The sequence below is a fragment of the Pseudomonas sp. PLMAX genome (assembly GCF_046042685.1).
Lineage (GTDB): Bacteria > Pseudomonadota > Gammaproteobacteria > Pseudomonadales > Pseudomonadaceae > Aquipseudomonas > Aquipseudomonas putida_AE.
Window position 1 is genome coordinate 5,926,190 of sequence record NZ_CP064949.1, and the last position, 22,004, is coordinate 5,948,193.

Below are 22,004 nucleotides of genomic sequence, written 5' to 3' on the forward strand. Positions count from 1 at the left end.
ACCACTGTTAACCATCGATAAGCCGACTCGGGATGAGTGGCTTAACGCAAAGTACGTGGACAGAGAGGTAATTCAAGATGGTCTAGAAAATCAGGAAAGATCCCACAAGCCATGCAGAAAAAGGCGACGAAAATGGAGATAGGACAAGTACGAATTCATGCTTGGTTCGTAAAAAAATCAAAAAATAAACATCTAAGGCCTGTTGGGTGTGCGTGGCTTGCGAGGGTGGTAGCGATTCAGCATTGATGTAGGCTCGGCTGGCGCTATCGCCAGCAGGCTGGCTGGCTCCCACAGGGGGGTGGCTGGGATATGAGATTGGCCTCGAGTTTTTCGGGGCGTTTTAGTATTTGGGCCGGGGACGGCTTTCGGGTTACAGCCGCATGATCTCATCAGCCCATTCAATCTCATAGAGCTGGCGTACAGCGTCAGCAATCTCTTCCCGCGCCGCTTCACTGAGGACCGACAGCTCTGCATCGGTTAGCAAGTCGTGCTTGACCATCATTCTCAAAGCCATAGTTGCCTTTGAGCGACTGTAATGATCGAAAGTGCGGACGATGTCTTTATCCCGGTCGCGCATCAGCCGATAAAGCATCCCATACCTGGCTTGAGCCGAAAGCGCACCATGTTCAGTGATGGTCCTGGCATCGGCCAACACACCTTGGCAGAAACGATCGAGCGCAACCTTGCGCAGTTTCTTGAACTTCTTCCAGTCGCTTTCGAGGATGGACACGAGCATTACCCCGGCGAATGATCATACAATGCGGTGCAGAGCTACAGGATTCGGTTTGGGAGGCCAGGCTTTCTAGATGTTATTACCTAAGGTTAAAAATTTTCGCAATGCACCACAGCAAGACTAGTGACACTGAAAGTAATAATACGCTGCGCCTCAAAAAAACCAGTTTGCGCTTTATTGGCGCTGGAAGATTCTCTATGTCTTGAGCACTGATACTGCCATTTTCGATACCTCTACGTGGTGACGAGACGTAATCGGCAATGTTGGCGATCATCCTCAACCGCCCCGATAGCCCTGCGTGTCGCCAGAAGGCGAGAACGGTAATCGCCGGGCTGTTTTTCAGGTGCCCAAGGAGTACATCCATCTTGGTATAGGCCATATGAAGTGCTACTACGAGCCAGACGAAGATCAGTAGGAGGATTACCCCACCGAGAGTACCGAATATCATCGATGCTTTACTCATCTCGTTGCCTCGTAGATAAGGTCACCGATCCAATCGCCAAACCCGCTGCCTGCTGCTCCCCCGACCAAAGCCCCTGTTACTACCGCTACAGCGGTGCATATCCCGGTCCCTAAACCACCATTAGGTGCTCCGAGTGCAATACAGAGCCTGCCGGTTGTCTCAACTGACAACGTTGCACCTACGACGGCACCTCCTATGATTCCGCCAGCAAAGCTACCCGCCTCGGTGAATCTAACACGCTCGCAAGCTTCGGTATTTCCCGCCGTACACACATCCTGCACCTTCATGGCAGATGCACCTCCACCGACGGCAGTACCCAGCCAACCGCCGTATTGAACGTATTTAGAAGCCTTCGCCACACCTTCAAGATGGGTGGCATGACCTGGGATTTGCCCCCCAGGACTGGCATGGGTCCAGTGGTGGACCAGGCTTTGGCTGGAAATACCCAACTTTTTTTTCAAGTTGATATGGTCAGGGAATCCAATGCCCTTGCGGGTCAGTGCCGTCATATGGCTGTTCAGTTGTGCGAGCAGACGCTGGCGCTCTGCAAAGAACGCTGGCGAACGCAGATGCCCATCTCTTTGCAGTGTATTCTGTTGCAACGCTTCAATATCCCTCAAGGCATTACCTACGTTATCCAGGTTGTTCTTGAAAATACTCGCGCCAACGCCAATAGCGTTCGAGCCGTAGGTCAGGAAGGCCTGGATGACATCACGGTGTTGCACCATGAAATCCGCTTCTTCCGGGCTAAGCGTTTCAATGATCTGGTTGGTCTTGGCCGCCACGTCCATGAGCAGGGCTTCTTCACGGGTGCACTGGTAGTTGTTGGGGTCACTCAGCACGATCATCGAGCCGGCTTTGACGTCGCCCAGGTTGGGGTTCAGTAGTTTGAATTTGCCCATCACCGCCGGGTCACGCACGATGAACAAGGAGGCTTCAAGCTGTTCGCGGGTGGTGCTTTTAGGCACGATGTAGAAGCCCGGTTCCTGCGCCGCTGCATTGCCCAAGGGCACTGGCTTGGGAGTGTTCGATGCAGACGCGAAACCGGCTGATCGTGGCGCTGCCGGATTGCCGGCGAGAGGTGTAGTCGGTTGGGATGCGGCCCTTGTGGTCTGGGGCGCAGCACTGTGGCTCGATTCATACGTGGCGTTGAACACCGACGGGATCAACCTGGCTCTGCACGGGCAGGTGCTGTAGCTGTCCAGCGAGCCCGCCACGATCCTGCCATGACTGTTGATGTAGGAGACGCCTCCCACGATCTTGTAGGTTTCGTCGTTTTTGCCGCAGGAAACGCGGTCGCCTTCACGCGCATGGGCGATACCAAACATCATGACGCGTGTGTCGGCTTCCAACACCTTGCCGCCGCAAGTGGTCTCGTCACCCAGGCGAATGAAATGTCCTTTGGCCATTGCTGATCTCCCTCTCTGCTGGCGCCCCAGTCATGGAAAGCGCACCACTGTTAACCATCGATAAGCCGACTCGGGATGAGTGGCTTAACGCAAAGTACGTGGACAGAGAGGTAATTCAAGATGGTCTAGAAAATCAGGAAAGATCCCACAAGCCATGCAGAAAAAGGCGACGAAAATGGAGATAGGACAAGTACGAATTCATGCTTGGTTCGTAAAAAAATCAAAAAATAAACATCTAAGGCCTGTTGGGTGTGCGTGGCTTGCGAGGGTGGTAGCGATTCAGCATTGATGTAGGCTCGGCTGGCGCTATCGCCAGCAGGCTGGCTCCCACAGGGGGGTGGCTGGGATATGAGATTGGCCTCGAGTTTTTCGGGGCGTTTTAGTATTTGGGCCGGGGACGGCTTTCGGGTTACAGCCGCATGATCTCATCAGCCCATTCAATCTCATAGAGCTGGCGAACAGCGTCAGCAATCTCTTCCCGCGCCGCTTCACTGGGGACCCCAGCTCAGTATCGGTAAGCCGTCGTGCTTGACCAAGCCATAAGAGCGCAAAAGCGACTGTGATGATCGAAAGTCAGGACTATGTCTTTATCCCGGTCGCGCACAACTATTTTCCGGCCACCAATACTTCCTTTTTCTTCTTGCTGGTAGTAAATAACACAATGGCAGACGCTATTGCCAATGCCCCCCAACCATAAGCAAAGGTTCCTAAGCTGTCTCTCGACAGGCCAATAATTGGAGGTACTAATACGACGGAAATCTGATTAGCCGTCATGGCCATTCCAAGTGCAAAGCCTTTGCGGTCAGCGGGAGCAGTTTCGGCAATATAGGCTACCCAAGGGCCGTACCACCCGTATGCGAAAAATCCTGTTACAGCCATGAAGATACTCACGACAACCAGATTTGTGGTTTTCAAAATTGGCAGCAGTATGAGTACTACAGTGACTGCTGCCAAACAGACCAACACTGGATAGTACCTGCCAGCTTTACAGCGATCGCTCCAAGCTGCAAGTACAATCCTTCCTGCAATGCCTGCCCCAAGCACTACAAAGAACATTGTTGTCGCAACAAAGCCATCAAGTCCAAGTGAATTATGAAGATACAGGACTAGAAATACTGAGATAGCATACTGAGAAGCGGTAAGACTAGCCCCCGACAGCATGATATTTCTCATGGTGGGATCCGTTGCCATCAGTAGCCGAGATGTAATTGCAGACCTTATATCAAGTTGTTTTTTTGGGTTAGATTGTATTTTTACAGGAGACTTGTACAACAGCATAAATACAGCAGCACCAAATACTGCGACTATACCGCCCGCTAAAAAGGCTGCCTGAATCGAATAGCGCGTGGCAATAAATGGGAGCAATAATGCTGCCATTGCACCGCCAAGTGGTAATCCGGCCTGTCGGATTCCCATAGCGAATCCTAACTGATTGCCTGCAAACCAATTGGCTACCGATTTACTTCCCCCAGGCTGGGCCGCACTGTACCCGAGACCTAATATTGCCAGAAGCACCAATAACTCAATGTAGGAATTTGCCAGCGCTGCTCCGCACAATGCGGCTCCAACGATTATGGTCCCTATGCCTACGACAAACCGTTCGCTGTATCTGTCCAGTAACTCGCCAGCAATCAAGAGCCCAATAAGTGGAATTAGCTGCGCCGCCGACACCAGCAAGCCTAGCTGTAAGTTGCTGATATCCATTTCAGCTTGAACCTGCACTGCAATCGATCCAAACCCTTGGACGAAGAAGCAGGCACACGCTTGAGCAAAAGTAGCTACAACTAAAATCACCCAACGATAGTGGCTTCCAAATGTCATATGTGTGCCCCCCAAATATTCGAAAAAACCTGACAACAGGCCAACACCTAAATAAATATATTCCAACTACGATCCTACTCCAGCGCATGCTGCAAGTTGGAATGATCTATACGCGTTTTGGCTGACGGAGCATCGCCCCCATGATCACTACAACCAACCAACAACTTCACCAATGCCACCAAATAAAAAAGGTAGCCCACAAAGAGTTATTATCCCCCTGCGCCAAATTACGCCAGGGGCACTGACTTGGGCGCGCTCGACGCAGACGCGAAAGCAACTGGCCGTTGCGCTGCCGGATTGCCGGCGAGTGTGTTCGGTTGCGCTGCGGCCTTTGTGGTCTGGGGCGCAGCACTGCTACGCGACTCATAAGTGGCGTTAAAAACCGACGGGATCAACCTGGCTCTACACGGGCAGGTGCTGTAGCTGTCCAGCGAGCCCGCCACGATCCTGCCATGACTGTTGATGTAGGAGACGCCTCCCACGATCTTGTAGGTTTCGTCGTTTTTTCCGCAGGAAACGCGGTCGCCTTCACGAGCATGGGCGATGCCAAACATCATGACGCGTGTGTCGGCTTCCAACACCTTGCCGCCGCAAGTGGTCTCGTCACCCAGGCGAATGAAATGTCCTTTGGCCATTGCTGATCTCCCTCTCTGCTAGCGCCCCAGTCACGGAAAGCGCACCACTGTTAACGATCGAAAAGCCGACTCGGGATGAGCGGCTTAACGCAAAGTACGTGGACAGAGAGGTAATTCAAGATGGTCTAGAAAATCAGGAAAGATCCCACAAGCCAGACAGAAGAAGCCGACGAAAATGGAGATAGGTGAAATATCTGCACACCCGCTCGCTCAATCCGCCCGACTCAGTGAGGTCCACAACAACTGCGCCGCATACCCCCGATATGGCCGCCACCCTTCAGCCCGCGCCAACAAATCCCGAGCCGTCACCACCCCACCTTCCAACGCCACCAACGCATTGATCAACCCCACATCCCCATTCGGCAACCCGTCCATCTCCCGCAATTGCCGCAGGGCAATGTACTGCGCCGTCCAGTCACCAACCCCATACAATCCCAGCAACCGCTTCACTCCACCCTGCCGATCAGGCTCAAACAATAGAGGATCATCGACCAACGCCTGGGCCACGCCCGACAGCGTTCGGCCTCGGCTCTTAGGCATCCCCAACGTCGCAAGGTCCGCCGTCGCCAGCACAGCCGCCTCAGGAAACACATGGGTTAACCCTCCATGCGGTGAGGTCAGTGGCGTGCCGTACTGCGCCACCAGTTTCCCAGCCAGTTTGATGGCCGCGCCCACGGTAATCTGCTGCCCCAACACCGCACGAATCGCCAGTTCCAGACCGTCCCACGTCCCCGGCACCCGCAGTCCCGGATGCTGTGAGATCAGGCGTGCCAGCAGTGGATCGACCGACAGGTGCCGTTGCATGGTGATCAGGTCGGCGTCCAGGTCAAACATCCGTCGCAACCTGGCGATGATCTCAGGCACTGCGCTGGTATCGGGAAAGTCGAGGGTCAGTTCCAGTGAGTCTGCGGTCGCAGGCTTGATCGAGAGTGTGCCGTGAACCCCGTTCAAGCCGATGCTGCGCGAGTAAGTGCCGTCGACCACCTGTTCCATTCCGGCAATCGCCCGCGCCGACAGAAACCCCAGCATGGCCGGCCAGTCATAGGGCGGCTCGAACGCCAGCAGCAACTTCACAGCCTCAGCACCCCGCTGTAGAGCCCATACGCCGCCAACCCGGCACCGCAGATGACGCAGGTAAAGATGCCCTTTTCGATGGCGGTGAACAGCGGCTTGCCCTGTTCATGCCTGGCCTTGGCGAACAGGATCACGCCCGGCGCGTAGAGCAACGCCGAGAGCAGCAGGTACTTCAAGCCGCCGGCATACAGCAGCCACACTGCGTAGCACAGGGCGACGCCGCCGATCAGCAGGTCCTTGGTTCGTTCGGCGGAGGCGTGTTCGTAGGTTTCGCCGCGCCCGCTCAACAGCACCGCATAAGCCGCCGACCACAGGTAGGGCACCAGGATCATCGACGAGGCGAGGTAGATCAGGCTGGTGTAGGTGCCGGCGGAGAACAGGGTGATCAGCAAGAACAGCTGGATCATCACGTTGGTCATCCACAGCGCATTGACCGGCACATGGTTGGCGTTTTCCTTGGTCAGAAACGCCGGCATGGTCTTGTCCTTGGCCGTGGCGAAGAGGATTTCGGCGCACAGCAGCGCCCAGGATAGCAAGGCGCCCAGCAGCGAAATCCCCAGGCCGATACTGATCAGCAACGCGCCCCACGGGCCGACGATATGCTCCAGCACCGCGGCCAACGACGGGTTCTGCAAGGTGGCCAGTTCCGGCTGGCTCATGATGCCCAGCGACAGCACGTTGACCAGCACCAGCAGCGCCAGCACCCCGAGAAAGCCGATGACCGTGGCCCGGCCCACGTCCGCACGTTTCTCGGCGCGCGCCGAGTAGACGCTGGCGCCCTCGATGCCGATGAACACGAACACCGTGACCAGCATCATGTTGCGTACCTGGTCCATCACGCCGCCGAAACTCGGGTTGCTGCGTCCCCAGATGTCGCGGGTAAAGACGTCCGCTTTAAAAGCTACGGCGGCGATCACGATGAACATGATCAGCGGCACAATCTTCGCCACGGTCGTCAGCAGGTTAATGAAGGCTGCTTCCTTGATCCCGCGCATCACCACGAAATGCACCGTCCACAGCAGCACCGAGGCACAGGCGATGGCGACCGGGGTGTTGCCTTCGCCGAACACCGGGAAGAAAAAACCCAGGGTGCTGAACAGGAGCACGAAGTAACCGACGTTGCCCAGCCAGGCGCTGATCCAGTAGCCCCAGGCCGAAGAGAAGCCCATGTAGTCGCCAAAACCGGCCTTGGCGTAGGCGTACACCCCCGAATCCAGTTCCGGTTTGCGATTGGCCAGGGTCTGGAACACAAACGCCAGGGTGAGCATGCCGACAGCAGTAATTCCCCAGCCGATCAATATCGCACCGGCGTCGGCCTTGGCCGCCATGTTCTGCGGCAGGGAAAAGATTCCGCCACCAATCATCGACCCCACCACCAGCGCGATCAGTGCGCTGAGGCGTAGCTTTTGCGTCGATTGCGACATGCCTGTGTCTCCGTTTCCCAGGGGCGGCAGTCGCCGCGAAATCGTCACATATCCTGCGTTTACTGAATGGATGAAGCGTAATGACGTTTATTGGATAACGCCAACGAACATCCCTTCAACTGCGGAATATGACCGAAAAGGGTCCCATATAATTTTTCGCTTTATAAATACTTTTTAGTAAGGAAATTCAGTTCTAACAACCCAACACGAAAATTTGCGGATTGCAAAAAACGAACTAGCTTCATAAGTCGCAGGGAATGCGAAAAAGTTTCAACAAAAAATCAACGAGGCCTCTGGAACAAGCATTACAGGCTGTGGCCTTGTGCGAGCTAATCATTCAGTTATTAACAATGGAATGTAGACCTGTACTGATCTAAGTCAGCCCACCGTACGGCTGGCGGACTTAGTCTGCTGTCTCACTTCTCCTGCATGGAGTCACGGAATGTCTGAAGCTCCCGGAAAACTGAAACTCGGCGCACTGGTTGCATTGGTCGTCGGTTCGATGATTGGTGGCGGGATCTTTTCCCTGCCACAGAACATGGCGGCCAGTGCCGATGTCGGCGCCATCCTGATTGGCTGGGCGATCACCGCTGTCGGCATGCTCACTCTCGCCTTTGTGTTCCAGACCCTGGCCAACCGCAAACCCGACCTGGACGGCGGGGTCTACGCCTACGCCAAGGCCGGTTTCGGCGACTACATGGGTTTCTCTTCGGCCTGGGGGTACTGGATCAGTGCCTGGCTGGGCAACGTCGGTTACTTCGTGCTGTTGTTCAGCACCCTCGGCTACTTCTTCCCGGTGTTTGGCGAGGGCAATACCGTCGCCGCCGTGATCGGCGCATCCGTGTTGCTGTGGGCCGTGCATTTGCTTGTATTGCGGGGGATCAAGGAAGCGGCGTTCATCAACCTGGTGACCACGGTCGCCAAGATCGTACCGCTGATACTGTTTGTGTTGATCGCGATTTTCGCCTTCAAGCTGGACATCTTCACCGCCGACATCTGGGGCATGAAGAATCCGGACCTGGGCAGCGTGATGAACCAGGTGCGCAACATGATGCTGGTCACCGTGTGGGTGTTCATCGGCATTGAAGGCGCGAGCATTTTCTCGGCGCGCGCGGAAAAACGCAGCGATGTGGGTAAGGCCACGGTGATCGGCTTTATCACCGTGCTGCTGATCCTGGTGCTGGTGAACGTGCTGTCGCTGGGCATCCTGACCCAGCCGGAACTGGCCAAGCTGCAGAACCCGTCGATGGCCGCCGTGCTGGAACACGTGGTGGGCCAGTGGGGAGCGGTGCTGATCAGCGTCGGCCTGATCATCTCGTTGCTCGGTGCGTTGTTGTCCTGGGTGCTGCTGTGCGCGGAGATCATGTTCGCCGCCGCCAAGGACCACACCATGCCGGCGTTCCTGCGCAAGGAAAACGCCAACCAGGTACCGGTCAACGCCCTGTGGCTGACCAACGCCATGGTGCAGATCTTCCTGGTCATCACGCTGTTTTCCGCCAGTACCTACCTGTCGCTGATCTACCTCGCCACCTCGATGATCCTGGTGCCGTACCTGTGGTCGGCGGCGTACGCCCTGCTGTTGGCCGTGCGCGGCGAAACCTATGAAGGCGCGGCGGGTGAGCGCCAGAAAGACCTGATCATTGGCGCCGTGGCGCTGATCTACGCGGTCTGGCTGCTGTACGCCGGCGGCGTCAAATACCTGCTGCTCTCCGCCCTGCTCTATGCCCCCGGCGTGATCCTGTTCGCCAAGGCCAAGCTGGAACTGAAGAAACCGGTTTTCACCAATGTCGAGAAGCTGATTTTTGCCATGGTGGTCGTCGGCGCCCTGGTGGCGGCCTACGGTCTCTACGACGGCTTCCTGACCCTGTAACACGACTGTCTTGCCATCTGGAGGTTCACTGAAATGACCACGGAAAAAGTTAAGTACGGCGTCCATTCCGAAGCCGGCAAACTGCGCAAAGTCATGGTTTGCTCACCCGGCCTGGCCCATCAGCGGCTGACCCCGAACAACTGCGACGAACTGCTGTTCGATGACGTGCTGTGGGTGGCCCAGGCCAAGCGCGACCATTTCGATTTCGTCACCAAAATGCGCGAACGCGGTGTCGATGTGCTGGAAATGCACAACCTGCTGACCGACATCGTCGCCATCCCCGAAGCGCTGGACTGGATTCTTGAGCGCAAGATCACCGCCGATTCGGTGGGCCTGGGCTTGATCAATGAAACGAGTTCGTGGCTGCGCAGCCTGGAGCCGCGACATATCGCCGAGTTCCTGATTGGCGGTGTTTCTGCCGATGATCTGCCGGACAGTTTCGGCGGCAAGACCATCCAGATGTTCCGTGAATTCCTCGGCCACTCCAGCTTCATCCTGCCGCCACTGCCCAACACTCAATTCACCCGCGACACCACCTGCTGGATCTACGGTGGCGTCACGCTCAACCCGATGTACTGGCCGGCGCGCCGCCAGGAAACCCTGCTGACCACCGCCATCTACAAGTTCCATCCGCAATTCACCAACGCCGAATTCGAAATCTGGTACGGCGACCCGGACAAGGACCACGGCAGCTCCACCCTGGAAGGCGGCGACGTGATGCCGATCGGCAACGGCGTGGTGTTGATCGGCATGGGCGAACGCTCATCGCGCCAGGCCATCGGCCAACTGGCGCTCAATCTGTTCAAGAACAAAGCCGTCGAGAAAGTGATTGTCGCCGGCCTGCCGAAATCCCGCGCGGCGATGCACCTGGACACTGTGTTCAGTTTCTGCGACCGCGATGTGGTGACCATCTTCCCGGAAGTGGTGAACCAGATCGTCGCCTTCACCCTGCGTCCCGATGAAAGCAAACCGGGTGGCATCGACATCCGCCGCGAAGAAACCAACTTCCTCGACACCGTGGCCCAGGCCCTCAACCTCAAGGCCCTGCGCGTCGTCGAAACCGGCGGCAACAGTTTCGCCGCCGAACGCGAGCAATGGGACGACGGCAACAACGTGGTCGCCGTGGAACCCGGCGTGGTGATCGGCTACGACCGCAACACCTACACCAACACCCTGCTGCGCAAGGCCGGGGTGGAGGTCATCACCATCAGCGCCGGCGAACTCGGTCGCGGTCGCGGCGGCGGCCACTGCATGACCTGCCCGATCATCCGCGATCCGATCGACTACTAACCCATCAGCCTTGGCCCGCACTGACCCAGTGCGGGCCAACGGGATACCCAACACCTTAGGAGATCCAAAATGGCGTTCAATATCCATAACCGCAATCTGCTGAGCCTGGAACACCACACGCCTCGCGAATTGCGCTACCTGCTCGACCTGTCCCGCGATCTCAAGCGCGCCAAGTACACCGGCACCGAACAGCAACACCTCAAGGGCAACAACATCGCGCTGATCTTCGAAAAAACCTCGACCCGCACCCGCTGTGCGTTCGAAGTCGCGGCCTATGACCAGGGTGCCAACGTCACCTACATCGACCCGAACTCCTCGCAGATCGGCCACAAGGAAAGCATGAAGGACACCGCCCGCGTGCTCGGGCGCATGTACGACGCCATCGAGTACCGTGGCTTCAAGCAGGAAATCGTCGAGGAGCTGGCCAAGTTTGCCGGCGTCCCAGTGTTCAACGGCCTGACCGACGAATATCACCCGACGCAAATGATCGCCGACGTGCTGACCATGCGTGAACACGCCGACAAGCCGATCCACGAGATCAGCTATGCGTACCTTGGCGATGCGCGTAACAACATGGGCAATTCGCTGCTGCTGATTGGCGCCAAGCTGGGCATGGACGTGCGCATCTGCGCGCCGAAAGCCTTGTGGCCGTTGGACGACCTGGTGGCCCGCTGCAAGAAGTACGGCGAAGAAAGCGGTGCGCGCATCACCCTCACCGAAGACCCGAAAGCGGCGGTCAAGGGCGTGGACTTCATCCACACCGACGTCTGGGTGTCGATGGGCGAGCCGGTCGAAGCCTGGGCCGAGCGCATCCAGCAACTGCTGCCGTATCAGGTGAATGCCGAACTGATGAAAGCCACCGGCAACCCGCGCACCAAGTTCATGCACTGCCTGCCGGCGTTCCACAACAGCGACACCAAGGTCGGCAAGCAGATTGCCGAGCAGTACCCGAACCTGAAGAACGGCATCGAAGTGACCGATGACGTGTTCGAGTCGCCGGCCTGCATCGCCTTCGAGCAAGCGGAGAATCGCATGCACACGATCAAGGCGATTCTGGTGTCGACCCTGGCTGACCTTTAACGGCCGACCCGGCTCCCACACTGGCCCGATTCCAACCGGGAGACCGCGTTGCTTGCAAACTTTTTGTTTAGAAGGACATGCACCATGCGTATCGTCGTTGCTCTGGGCGGTAACGCCCTGCTCCGCCGGGGTGAACCCATGACCGCGGACAACCAGCGCGCCAATATCCGGATCGCCACCGAGCAGATCGCCAAGATCCATGCCGGCAACCAACTGGTCATCGCCCACGGCAATGGCCCGCAAGTCGGCCTGCTGTCGCTGCAGGCGGCGGCCTACACCTCGGTGTCGCCTTACCCGCTGGACGTGCTCGGCGCCGAAACCGAAGGCATGATCGGCTACATCATTGAACAGGAACTGGGCAACCTGCTGGACTTCGAAGTGCCCTTCGCCACCCTGCTGACCCAGGTCGAAGTCGATGCCAACGACCCGGCCTTCCAGAACCCGACCAAACCCATCGGCCCGGTGTACTCCAAGGCCGAGGCAGAAAAACTCGCCGCTGAAAAAGGCTGGGCGATTGCCCCCGATGGCGACAAATACCGCCGCGTGGTTGCCAGCCCCAAACCCAAGCGCATCTTCGAAATCCGCCCGATCAAGTGGCTGCTGGAAAAAAACAGCATCGTGATCTGCGCCGGCGGTGGCGGCATCCCCACCATGTACACCGCACCCGGCAAACTGGAAGGCGTCGAAGCGGTGATCGACAAAGACCTGTGCTCGGCGCTGCTGGCCGAACAGCTTGAGGCCGATCTGCTGGTGATCGCCACGGACGTAAACGCCGCGTTTGTCGACTTCGGCAAACCGACCCAGAAAAGCATCACCCAGGCGCACCCGGACGAAATGGAAAAACTCGGCTTCGCGGCCGGCTCCATGGGACCGAAAGTGCAGGCAGCCTGCGAATTCGCGCGCCATACTGGAAAGGTCGCGGTGATCGGCTCACTCGCGGATATCGAAGCGATCGTCCAGGGCACCGCCGGCACGCGCATCAGCACGGCAACACCTGGTATTACCTACTCGTAAGGAGAGACGCCCATGGCACAGTTTGAGCCAGGTCACTTGCACATTGAGCGTCATGCGCTGACACCGGACGATGTCAGCTACAACGTGCACCTCGACTATGAAGTCAGCAAGAATGACAAAGGTGAAAAAGGCATCCAGTTCACCATGCATGGCAGCCTTCAGGGCAAGGACATGACAGAGACCTTTTTCCTGCCCAAGGAGGAGGCCTACAACTTCGCCCGGGATGTGACGAGAATTGCAGAGAAGTACGGCATTCCGAAAGCTCACAGCCAGATCGGTTCGGTCCACAAGCATTACGATCTGATGTTTGAAGACATCCGGCAGCAGTTGGATATGAAATCCGGCGACCCGGTGAACCTCGAGCACTTCGAATAACCCACGTACCCTTGTGGGAGCGGGCTTGCTCGCGAAGGCGGTGTGTCTGTCACAATCAATGTCGAATGTCAGACCGCTTTCGCGAGCAAGCCCGCTCCCACAGGGATCATCGCTGACCTGAAGTCCTGCGCCGGATTTCACCTTACCCCCTGCTCCAAGGCATACTTGCCACCCTCCGCACGCCAGAACCCAAAACCGCCCCATGCGTATCCACGTCAGCTTCATCGATCGAGTCGGCATCACCCAGGAAGTCCTGGCCCTGCTCGGTGGACGCAACCTCAACCTGGATGCGGTGGAAATGGTCCCGCCCAACGTCTACATCGATGCACCGACCCTGAGCCCGCAAGTGCTCGAGGAACTGCGCGATGCGCTGCTGAGCGTGCGTGGCGTGCAGGCGATGACCGTGGTCGACATTCTTCCCGGACAGCGTCGGCACTTGCAGCTCGATGCGTTGCTCGCGGCGATGACCGACCCGGTACTGGCGCTGGACAGTGCCGGCAAGGTGTTGCTGGCCAACCCGGCGTTGATTGCCCTGTACGGCCGCGAGCCGGCCGGTGAAAGTGTCGCCGAGCTGTTTGCCGACCCGGCACTGCTCGATGCCTTGCTCGAACAGGGCTTTCGCCTGCCGCTGCGGGAAATCACCCTCAACGGCCAGACGTTGTTGCTGGACGCCACGCCCATCACTGACGCTGGCGCCCTGTTGACCCTGTATCAACCGAACCGCATCGGCGAACGCCTCTCGGCATTGCACCACGATCACGCCGAAGGTTTCGATGCGCTGCTGGGCGAGTCGCCGGTGATTCGCACGCTCAAGGTGCGCGCGCAACGGGTCGCGGCCCTCGATGCGCCCCTGTTGATCCAGGGCGAAACCGGCACCGGCAAGGAGCTGGTGGCCCGGGCTTGCCACGCTATCAGTGCACGGCACAGTTCACCGTTCCTGGCCTTGAATTGCGCGGCATTGCCGGAGAACCTCGCCGAAAGCGAGCTGTTCGGCTACGCCCCCGGCGCCTTCACCGGCGCGCAACGGGGCGGCAAGCCGGGGCTGATGGAACTGGCCAACCAGGGCACGGTGTTTCTTGACGAGATCGGCGAGATGTCGCCGTACTTGCAGGCCAAGTTGCTGCGTTTTCTCAACGATGGCAGCTTCCGTCGGGTGGGCGGTGATCGTGAGGTAAAGGTCAATGTGCGGATCCTCAGCGCGACCCACCGCGACCTGGAAAAAATGGTCAGCGAAGGTTTGTTCCGCGAAGACCTGTTTTACCGCCTCAACGTGCTCAATGTCGAAGTCCCGCCCCTGCGCGAACGGGGCCAGGACATTTTGCTGCTGGCCCGTTATTTCATGCAGCAGGCCTGTGCACAGATCCAGCGCCCGGTCTGCCGCCTGGCACCGGGCACTTACCCGGCGTTGCTCGGCAACCGCTGGCCGGGCAACGTGCGGCAACTGCAGAACGTGATCTTCCGTGCCGCGGCCATTTGCGAAAGCAGCCTGGTGGACATTGGCGACCTCGACATCGCCGGCACCTCGGTGGCGCGCCAGAGCGACCACGAAGTCGACAGCCTGGAACAGGCCATGGATGAGTTCGAGAAAACCCTGCTGGAAAAGCTTTACGTCAGCTATCCCTCGACGCGGCAGCTGGCTAATCGGCTGCAAACCTCGCATACCGCCATCGCCCATCGACTGCGCAAGTATGGCATTCCCAATAAGCCCTGACCGCTCGGTCAAATGTGTGCGGGCTTGGTCCGGGCGGCGTTCCGACGAAGGCAGTGTGTCATTCACAGATGAATTGACTGGTCTGGCGCCTTCGCGAGCAAGCCCGCTCCCACAGGTTTTGTGTGGCCCGGAAATCTCACCAAAAGCGACCTCCACCTGTACTGAAAGCGCTACAGCGGAACGATATCGCTACACCCCTCTGCGACCAGCCCTGCGCAAGGCTTTGATCCCCTTCAGCTTTTTTCTTCTGCCGCAGCTGTATCGATTTCGCTACACCCCACGCATTTGGCTGCACCACAAAATAATCTAACTTGTTGATTTATAACAATAAAACAAGATTGGCCGCGTTCTTGCTTAGTAACCCTCCATAAATCAGGGCATTGCCCCAGCATTCAATCGCGTCCACCAGACGAGTCTGGCCCCCTTTAGGAGTTTCCATGAGCGAGTTGCGTTTTACTGAAGATCACGAATGGCTGCGCACCGAAGCTGACGGCAGCGTCACCGTCGGCATCACCGCTTTCGCGCAGAACGCCTTGGGCGACGTGGTTTTCGTACAACTGCCGGAGCTGCAGTCCTACGACAAAGGCGCAGAAGCCGCCACCGTGGAATCGGTAAAAGCCGCCAGCGGCGTGTACATGCCACTGGACGGAGAAGTGCTGGAAGTGAACCCGGCGTTGGACGCCAGCCCTGAGCTGGTCAACGAAGACCCGCTGGGCGAAGGCTGGTTCTTCCGCTTCCAGCCTGCTGACGCTGCCGCTGTCGGCCAACTGCTGGATCAGGACGCCTACGACCGCCTGATCAAAGCCCAAGCCGAAGCCTGAGGAACCCGCCATGACTATCAATCTCAGCACCGCCAACGAATTCATCGCCCGCCACATCGGCCCCCGCGCCGGTGACGAGCAGGCCATGCTCAACACCCTCGGTTTTGACTCCCTCGAAGCCCTGAGCGCCAGCGTCATCCCCGACAGCATCAAGGGCACCAGCGTGCTCGGCCTGGAAGACGGCCTGAGCGAAGCCGATGCCCTGGCGATGATCAAAGGCATCGCCGGCAAGAACCAGCTGTTCAAGACCTTCATCGGCCAGGGTTACTACGGCACCCACACGCCGTCGCCGATCCTGCGCAACCTCTTGGAAAACCCGGCCTGGTACACCGCCTACACCCCATACCAGCCGGAAATTTCCCAGGGCCGCCTCGAAGCCCTGCTGAACTTCCAGACCCTGATCAGCGACCTCACCGGCCTGCCGATCGCCAACGCCTCCCTGCTGGATGAAGCCACCGCCGCCGCCGAAGCCATGACCTTCTGCAAGCGCCTGAGCAAGAACAAGGGCAGCCACCAATTCTTCGCCTCCGTGCATTGCCACCCGCAGACCCTCGACGTGCTGCGCACCCGTGCCGAGCCGCTGGGCATCGAGGTGGTGGTCGGTGACGAGCGTGAACTGAGCGACGTGACGCCGTTCTTCGGCGCCCTGCTGCAGTACCCGGCGAGCAACGGTGACGTGTTCGACTACCGCGAACTGACCGAGCGCCTGCACGCCGCCAACGCCCTGGTGGCCGTGGCCGCCGACCTGCTGGCCCTGACCCTGCTGACCCCGCCGGGCGAATTCGGCGCCGACGTGGCCATCGGCAGCGCGCAACGCTTCGGCGTACCGCTGGGCTTCGGTGGCCCGCACGCGGCCTACTTTTCCACCAAGGATGCGTTCAAGCGCGAGATGCCGGGCCGCCTGGTCGGGGTCTCCGTCGACCGTTTCGGCAAGCCGGCCCTGCGCCTGGCGATGCAGACCCGCGAGCAGCACATCCGCCGCGAGAAGGCCACGTCGAACATCTGCACCGCGCAGGTGCTGCTGGCCAACATCGCCAGCATGTACGCCGTGTACCACGGTCCGAAAGGCCTGACGCAGATTGCCCAGCGTGTGCATCACCTGACTGCGATTCTGGCCCAAGGCCTGAAAGCGATCGGTCTGAACGTCGAGCAAGAAAACTTCTTCGACACCCTGACGGTGAACACCGGCGCGCAAACTGCCGCCCTGCACGACAAGGCCCATGCCCAGCAGATCAACCTGCGCGTGGTGGATGGCGAGCGTCTGGGCCTGTCCCTGGATGAAACCAGCACCCAGGTCGACGTCGAGACCCTGTGGGCTCTGCTGTCCAACGGCAAAACCCTGCCGGACTTCGCCGCCCTCGCCGCTTCCGTCTCCAGCACCATCCCGGCCACCCTGGTGCGCCAATCGCCGATCCTCAGCCACCCGGTGTTCAACCGCTACCACTCGGAAACCGAGCTGATGCGCTACCTGCGCAAGCTGGCCGACAAGGACCTGGCGCTGGACCGCACCATGATCCCGCTGGGTTCGTGCACCATGAAACTCAACGCCGCCAGCGAAATGATCCCGGTGACCTGGGCTGAATTCGGCGCCCTGCACCCGTTCGCCCCGGCCGAACAGAGCGCCGGCTACCAGCAACTGACCGATGAACTGGAAGCGATGCTCTGCGCCGCCACCGGCTACGACTCGATCTCGCTGCAACCGAACGCCGGTTCCCAGGGTGAGTACGCCGGCCTGCTGGCCATCCGTGCCTACCACCAGAGCCGTGGCGAAGACCGTCGCGACATCTGCCTGATCCCGTCCTCGGCCCACGGCACCAACCCGGCCACTGCGCAGATGGCTGGCATGCGTGTCGTGGTCACCGCCTGCGACGCCCGCGGCAACGTCGACATCGAAGACCTGCGCGCCAAGGCCATCGAGCACCGCGAACACCTCGCCGCGCTGATGATCACCTACCCGTCGACCCACGGCGTGTTCGAGGAAGGCATCCGCGAAATCTGCGGCATCATCCACGACCACGGTGGCCAGGTGTACATCGACGGCGCCAACATGAACGCCATGGTCGGCCTCTGCGCCCCGGGCAAGTTCGGCGGCGACGTGTCGCACCTGAACCTGCACAAGACCTTCTGCATTCCTCACGGCGGTGGCGGCCCGGGTGTCGGCCCGATCGGCGTCAAGTCGCACCTGACCCCGTTCCTGCCAGGCCACGCGCAAATGGCCCGCAAGGAGGGCGCGGTCTGCGCTGCACCGTTCGGCAGCGCGAGCATTCTGCCGATCACCTGGATGTACATCCGCATGATGGGCGGCGCGGGTCTGAAGCGTGCTTCGCAGCTGGCAATCCTCAACGCCAACTACATTTCCCGTCGCCTGGAAGAGCACTACCCAGTGCTCTACACCGGCAGCAACGGCCTGGTCGCGCATGAATGCATCCTCGACCTGCGCCCATTGAAAGACAGCAGCGGCATCAGCGTCGATGACGTCGCCAAGCGCCTTATCGATTTTGGCTTCCACGCCCCGACCATGTCCTTCCCGGTGGCCGGCACCCTGATGATCGAGCCGACCGAAAGCGAGTCCAAGGAAGAGCTGGACCGCTTCTGCGACGCCATGATCCGCATCCGCGAAGAAATCCGCGCAGTGGAAAACGGCACGCTGGACAAGGACGACAACCCGCTGAAGAACGCTCCGCACACCGCGGCGGAAATCGTCGGCGAGTGGACGCATCCGTACAGCCGCGAGCAGGCTGTTTACCCGGTAGCGTCGCTGATCGAAGGCAAATACTGGCCGCCGGTCGGTCGTGTGGACAACGTCTTCGGTGATCGCAACCTGGTCTGCGCCTGCCCATCGATCGAAAGCTACGCTTAACGAATGAGGGGCGGATCCACCCGCCCCAATTTCAAGAACACCGCACCCCTCCTGTAGGAGCTGCCGCAGGCTGCGATCTTTTGATCTTGATCCTGAAAAAACAAGATCAAAAGATCGCAGCCTTCGGCAGCTCCTACACAAAGCATTCCCCGTGATACGCCTATAACAAGAAACCGGAGAACAACCATGTCGTTAAGCGTGTTCGACCTGTTCAAGATTGGCATCGGTCCCTCCAGCTCCCACACCGTCGGCCCGATGCGCGCGGCTGCGCGTTTCGCCGAAGGTCTGCGCCGTGAAGGGCTGCTGCAAGCCACCGCCTGCGTCAAGGTCGAGCTGTACGGCTCGCTCGGCGCCACCGGCAAGGGCCACGGCAGTGACAAGGCTGTGCTGCTCGGCCTGGAAGGCGAACACCCGGACACCGTGGATACCGAAACCGTCGCCGCCCGCCTGCAAGCAATTCGCGGCAATGGTCGCTTGAACCTGCTCGGCGAACACAGCATTGCGTTCAATGAGAAAGAACACCTGGCGATGATCCGCAAGCCCTTGGCCTATCACCCCAACGGCATGATCTTTCGCGCGTTCGATGTCGCCGGCCTGCAAATCCGCAGCCGCGAGTACTATTCGGTCGGCGGTGGTTTTGTCGTCGATGAAGACGCCGCTGGCGCCGACCGCATCGTCGAAGACGCTACCCCCCTGACCTTCCCGTTCAAAAGCGCCAAGGACCTGCTCAGCCACTGCACCACCTACGGCCTGTCCATCAGCCAGGTGATGCTGACCAACGAAAGTGCCTGGCGCCCGGAAGCGGAAACCCGCGCCGGCCTGCTGAAAATCTGGCAAGTGATGCAGGACTGCGTCGCCGCCGGTTGCCGCAACGAAGGCATCCTGCCCGGCGGTCTCAAGGTCAAGCGCCGGGCGGCCGCGCTGCATCGGCAACTCTGTAAAAACCCCGAATCGTCACTGCGCGATCCCCTGTCGGTACTGGACTGGGTCAACCTGTACGCCCTGGCGGTCAACGAAGAAAACGCCAACGGCGGGCGCGTGGTGACAGCCCCGACCAACGGCGCGGCCGGAATCATCCCGGCGGTCCTGCATTACTACATGCGCTTCATCCCCGGCGCGACCGATGACGGGGTGGTGCGCTTCCTGCTGACCGCTGCGGCCATCGGCATCCTGTACAAGGAAAACGCCTCGATCTCCGGCGCCGAAGTCGGCTGCCAGGGCGAAGTCGGCGTGGCCTGCTCCATGGCGGCGGGCGCCCTGTGCGAAGTGCTGGGCGGAACCGTGCAGCAAGTGGAAAACGCTGCGGAAATCGGTATGGAACACAACCTCGGGCTGACCTGCGACCCGATCGGCGGGCTGGTGCAAGTCCCTTGCATCGAGCGCAACGCCATGGGATCGGTCAAGGCCATCAATGCCGTGCGCATGGCCCTGCGCGGCGACGGGCAGCACTTCGTGTCCCTCGACAAGGTCATCCGCACCATGCGCCAGACCGGCGCCGACATGAAAAGCAAATACAAGGAAACCGCCCGTGGCGGTTTGGCGGTCAACATTATCGAGTGCTGATGCGCGCTCATCTGCACACTTCTCCAGGAGTTGAATATGTCCACCGAACAACTGTTGAAAACACCGTTGCACGCCCTGCACATCGAACTGGGTGCGCGCATGGTGCCGTTCGCCGGCTATGACATGCCGGTGCAATACCCGCTGGGCGTGATGAAAGAACACCAGCACACCCGCGAGCAGGCCGGCCTGTTCGATGTCTCGCACATGGGCCAGATCCGCCTGACCGGCGCCAATGCCGCCAAGGCCCTGGAAACCCTGGTGCCCGTGGACATCATCGACCTGCCAGTGGGCATGCAGCGCTACGCGATGTTCACCAACGAGAGCGGCGGCATCCTCGACGACCTGATGGTCGCCAACCTGGGCAACGACGAACTGTTCCTGGTGGTCAATGCCGCGTGCAAGGACCAGGACCTGGCCCACCTGCGCAAGCACATCGGCGACCAGTGCACTATCGAGCCGCTGTTCGAAGAACGCGCCCTGCTCGCCCTGCAAGGTCCGGCCGCCGTGACCGTGCTGGCACGTCTGGCGCCGGAAGTGGCAAAGATGACCTTCATGCAGTTCGCCCGCGTGAAACTGCTGGGCGTGGACTGCTTTGTCAGCCGCTCGGGTTACACCGGTGAAGACGGTTTTGAAATCTCGGTTCCTGCCGCCAGCGCCGAAGCCCTGGCCCGAGCCCTGCTGGCCGAGCCTGAAGTGGCGGCCATCGGCCTCGGCGCGCGTGACTCGCTGCGCCTGGAAGCCGGCCTGTGCCTGTACGGCCACGACATGAATACCGAGACCACCCCGATCGAAGCCAGCCTGTTGTGGGCCATCTCCAAGCCACGTCGTGCCGACGGTGCGCGCGCCGGTGGCTTCCCTGGCGCTGAAAATGTATTCGCCCAGCAACAAGGCGGTGTTACCCGCAAGCGCGTTGGCCTGCTACCGCAGGAACGCACCCCGGTGCGCGAAGGCGCGGAAATCGTCAACGAGGCCGGCGAGATCATCGGCAGCGTGTGCAGCGGCGGCTTCGGACCGACCCTGGGCGGCCCGTTGGCCATGGGTTACCTCGACAGCGGCTACATCGCCCTCGACACGCCGGTATGGGCAATCGTCCGTGGGAAAAAGGTGGCTTTGCTCGTAAGCAAAATGCCATTTGTTCCACAACGCTACTATCGCGGCTGATTGACTGTTCCTATAAGTAACGCGGTTGCGCTTACACTGCACTAATGTGTAACGCAACCGCCATAAAATAGTGCATCGTTTGGCTCTAAGCTTCGATTATGAACTTTGCTTATAACGATCGAAAACATTTGAACGCCGCCAGTGCATAAGCCCGGGCTAGTTGTCAGGGGTGGCAGGAACCTGAGCAAATCCGGGGCTTCCAGAGGGCTTGTTTTTTCTCCCGTAGTTGGCGTAGAGTTTGTTCACTGTGTTTGCATGGGTCGCTTGGAATCGTGACCTGGGCAGTAGCCTACAAGTTAGCTACATCCCGTTCGACGTCTTCTTACTCTCCTGCAACCAGCCCCAGTACTCTTTCATGAGAAAGAGACTGTCATTAATTTTTTGCGTCAAAGGAAATAAGAAATGTCCCAACGTCAGAGCGGTACCGTCAAGTGGTTTAACGACGAGAAAGGTTTTGGTTTTATCACTCCTGAAAGCGGTCCGGATCTGTTCGTGCATTTCCGCGCCATCCAGGGCAACGGCTTCAAGAGCCTGAAAGAAGGCCAGAAAGTGACTTTCGTCGCCGTGCAGGGCCAGAAAGGCATGCAGGCTGACGAAGTACAAGCAGAAGCCTAATCTTCTGTAACGAAAAAGCCCCTGATGGTGACATCAGGGGCTTTTTTGTGCGCGTAAATCCGTAAAATGGCTTCTTTTTGTGCCC

General features: G+C 59.1%; 18 protein-coding genes. 11 read left to right on the forward strand and 7 right to left on the reverse strand.

Annotated features, from left to right (window positions below):
• Positions 1 to 370 precede the first annotated feature (370 nt).
• The 7 genes from DKB71_RS26975 to arcD (DKB71_RS27005) all read right to left on the reverse strand — a co-directional run bounded on the left by DKB71_RS26975 (position 371) and on the right by arcD (DKB71_RS27005) (position 7,559).
• Positions 371 to 730, reverse strand: a complete 360-nt coding sequence (locus tag DKB71_RS26975; protein WP_408598573.1) for a hypothetical protein — start codon at positions 728 to 730, stop codon at positions 371 to 373.
• Positions 731 to 812: 82 nt separating this feature from the next.
• On the reverse strand, positions 813 to 1,196 hold the full coding sequence (locus tag DKB71_RS26980) for a hypothetical protein (protein WP_274077881.1): 384 nt from the start codon (positions 1,194 to 1,196) through the stop codon (positions 813 to 815).
• On the reverse strand, positions 1,193 to 2,605 hold the full coding sequence (locus tag DKB71_RS26985) for a PAAR domain-containing protein (RefSeq protein WP_408598575.1): 1,413 nt from the start codon (positions 2,603 to 2,605) through the stop codon (positions 1,193 to 1,195). The genes DKB71_RS26980 and DKB71_RS26985 overlap by 4 nt, the downstream gene beginning before the upstream one ends.
• 606 nt (positions 2,606 to 3,211) lie before the next feature.
• Positions 3,212 to 4,426: an MFS transporter gene (locus tag DKB71_RS26990; protein WP_408601162.1), complete on the reverse strand. Its 1,215-nt coding sequence runs from the start codon at positions 4,424 to 4,426 to the stop codon at positions 3,212 to 3,214.
• 227 nt (positions 4,427 to 4,653) lie between these two features.
• Positions 4,654 to 5,061: a PAAR domain-containing protein gene (locus DKB71_RS26995; RefSeq protein WP_408598577.1), complete on the reverse strand. Its 408-nt coding sequence runs from the start codon at positions 5,059 to 5,061 to the stop codon at positions 4,654 to 4,656.
• A gap of 210 nt (positions 5,062 to 5,271) precedes the next feature.
• Positions 5,272 to 6,135 carry a DNA-3-methyladenine glycosylase family protein gene (locus DKB71_RS27000; protein ID WP_408598579.1) on the reverse strand — a complete coding sequence of 288 codons (864 nt, stop codon included), beginning with the start codon at positions 6,133 to 6,135 and terminating at the stop codon, positions 5,272 to 5,274.
• Positions 6,132 to 7,559 carry an arginine-ornithine antiporter gene (gene arcD, locus DKB71_RS27005; RefSeq protein WP_408598581.1) on the reverse strand — a complete coding sequence of 476 codons (1,428 nt, stop codon included), beginning with the start codon at positions 7,557 to 7,559 and terminating at the stop codon, positions 6,132 to 6,134. Before arcD (DKB71_RS27005) ends, DKB71_RS27000 begins: the two co-directional genes overlap by 4 nt.
• 442 nt (positions 7,560 to 8,001) lie before the next feature.
• On the opposite strand from arcD (DKB71_RS27005), the gene arcD (DKB71_RS27010) reads away from it, so the two are divergent.
• From arcD (DKB71_RS27010) to DKB71_RS27060, 11 genes are all read left to right on the forward strand, one after another.
• Positions 8,002 to 9,429, forward strand: coding sequence for an arginine-ornithine antiporter (gene arcD, locus DKB71_RS27010; protein WP_323629243.1), 1,428 nt, complete (start codon positions 8,002 to 8,004; stop codon positions 9,427 to 9,429).
• 33 nt (positions 9,430 to 9,462) lie between these two features.
• A complete protein-coding gene (gene arcA, locus DKB71_RS27015) occupies positions 9,463 to 10,719 on the forward strand; it encodes an arginine deiminase (RefSeq protein ID WP_408598584.1) in 1,257 nt (418 codons plus the stop codon).
• A gap of 69 nt (positions 10,720 to 10,788) precedes the next feature.
• A complete protein-coding gene (locus DKB71_RS27020) occupies positions 10,789 to 11,799 on the forward strand; it encodes an ornithine carbamoyltransferase (protein WP_274078117.1) in 1,011 nt (336 codons plus the stop codon).
• 84 nt (positions 11,800 to 11,883) lie between these two features.
• Entirely contained in the window at positions 11,884 to 12,813 is a 930-nt protein-coding gene (gene arcC, locus DKB71_RS27025) for a carbamate kinase (RefSeq protein WP_274078116.1), read from the forward strand.
• A gap of 12 nt (positions 12,814 to 12,825) precedes the next feature.
• Positions 12,826 to 13,188: a DUF5064 family protein gene (locus DKB71_RS27030; RefSeq protein WP_408598587.1), complete on the forward strand. Its 363-nt coding sequence runs from the start codon at positions 12,826 to 12,828 to the stop codon at positions 13,186 to 13,188.
• A 202-nt stretch (positions 13,189 to 13,390) separates the two neighbouring features.
• On the forward strand, positions 13,391 to 14,899 hold the full coding sequence (locus DKB71_RS27035) for a sigma-54-dependent transcriptional regulator (RefSeq protein ID WP_408598589.1): 1,509 nt from the start codon (positions 13,391 to 13,393) through the stop codon (positions 14,897 to 14,899).
• 437 nt (positions 14,900 to 15,336) lie between these two features.
• Positions 15,337 to 15,720 carry a glycine cleavage system protein GcvH gene (gcvH, locus tag DKB71_RS27040; RefSeq protein WP_180204325.1) on the forward strand — a complete coding sequence of 128 codons (384 nt, stop codon included), beginning with the start codon at positions 15,337 to 15,339 and terminating at the stop codon, positions 15,718 to 15,720.
• Between the two features lie 10 nt (positions 15,721 to 15,730).
• Positions 15,731 to 18,580 (forward strand): aminomethyl-transferring glycine dehydrogenase, encoded by a 2,850-nt coding sequence (gene gcvP, locus DKB71_RS27045; protein ID WP_408598591.1) that lies wholly within the window; start codon positions 15,731 to 15,733, stop codon positions 18,578 to 18,580.
• 186 nt (positions 18,581 to 18,766) lie between these two features.
• A complete protein-coding gene (locus DKB71_RS27050; RefSeq protein WP_408598593.1) occupies positions 18,767 to 20,143 on the forward strand; it encodes an L-serine ammonia-lyase in 1,377 nt (458 codons plus the stop codon).
• A gap of 36 nt (positions 20,144 to 20,179) precedes the next feature.
• Positions 20,180 to 21,304 (forward strand): glycine cleavage system aminomethyltransferase GcvT, encoded by a 1,125-nt coding sequence (gene gcvT, locus DKB71_RS27055; protein ID WP_408598595.1) that lies wholly within the window; start codon positions 20,180 to 20,182, stop codon positions 21,302 to 21,304.
• Positions 21,305 to 21,706: 402 nt separating this feature from the next.
• The gene (locus DKB71_RS27060) at positions 21,707 to 21,919 is read left to right on the forward strand and encodes a cold-shock protein (protein WP_003175786.1); all 213 of its coding nucleotides are present in this window, start codon (positions 21,707 to 21,709) and stop codon (positions 21,917 to 21,919) included.
• Positions 21,920 to 22,004 lie beyond the last annotated feature (85 nt).

What these genes read in the sequence shown, in the direction of transcription:
- DKB71_RS26980 (WP_274077881.1), bottom strand. Translation starts at nt 1,196, where the DNA reads ATGAGTAAAGCATCGATGATATTCGGTACTCTCGGTGGGGTAATCCTC.
- DKB71_RS26985 (WP_408598575.1), bottom strand. Translation starts at nt 2,605, where the DNA reads ATGGCCAAAGGACATTTCATTCGCCTGGGTGACGAGACCACTTGCGGC.
- DKB71_RS26990 (WP_408601162.1), bottom strand. Translation starts at nt 4,426, where the DNA reads ATGACATTTGGAAGCCACTATCGTTGGGTGATTTTAGTTGTAGCTACT.
- DKB71_RS26995 (WP_408598577.1), bottom strand. Translation starts at nt 5,061, where the DNA reads ATGGCCAAAGGACATTTCATTCGCCTGGGTGACGAGACCACTTGCGGC.
- arcD (WP_408598581.1), bottom strand. Translation starts at nt 7,559, where the DNA reads ATGTCGCAATCGACGCAAAAGCTACGCCTCAGCGCACTGATCGCGCTG.
- arcD (WP_323629243.1), top strand. Translation starts at nt 8,002, where the DNA reads ATGTCTGAAGCTCCCGGAAAACTGAAACTCGGCGCACTGGTTGCATTG.
- arcA (WP_408598584.1), top strand. Translation starts at nt 9,463, where the DNA reads ATGACCACGGAAAAAGTTAAGTACGGCGTCCATTCCGAAGCCGGCAAA.
- DKB71_RS27020 (WP_274078117.1), top strand. Translation starts at nt 10,789, where the DNA reads ATGGCGTTCAATATCCATAACCGCAATCTGCTGAGCCTGGAACACCAC.
- arcC (WP_274078116.1), top strand. Translation starts at nt 11,884, where the DNA reads ATGCGTATCGTCGTTGCTCTGGGCGGTAACGCCCTGCTCCGCCGGGGT.
- DKB71_RS27030 (WP_408598587.1), top strand. Translation starts at nt 12,826, where the DNA reads ATGGCACAGTTTGAGCCAGGTCACTTGCACATTGAGCGTCATGCGCTG.
- DKB71_RS27035 (WP_408598589.1), top strand. Translation starts at nt 13,391, where the DNA reads ATGCGTATCCACGTCAGCTTCATCGATCGAGTCGGCATCACCCAGGAA.
- gcvH (WP_180204325.1), top strand. Translation starts at nt 15,337, where the DNA reads ATGAGCGAGTTGCGTTTTACTGAAGATCACGAATGGCTGCGCACCGAA.
- gcvP (WP_408598591.1), top strand. Translation starts at nt 15,731, where the DNA reads ATGACTATCAATCTCAGCACCGCCAACGAATTCATCGCCCGCCACATC.
- DKB71_RS27050 (WP_408598593.1), top strand. Translation starts at nt 18,767, where the DNA reads ATGTCGTTAAGCGTGTTCGACCTGTTCAAGATTGGCATCGGTCCCTCC.
- gcvT (WP_408598595.1), top strand. Translation starts at nt 20,180, where the DNA reads ATGTCCACCGAACAACTGTTGAAAACACCGTTGCACGCCCTGCACATC.
- DKB71_RS27060 (WP_003175786.1), top strand. Translation starts at nt 21,707, where the DNA reads ATGTCCCAACGTCAGAGCGGTACCGTCAAGTGGTTTAACGACGAGAAA.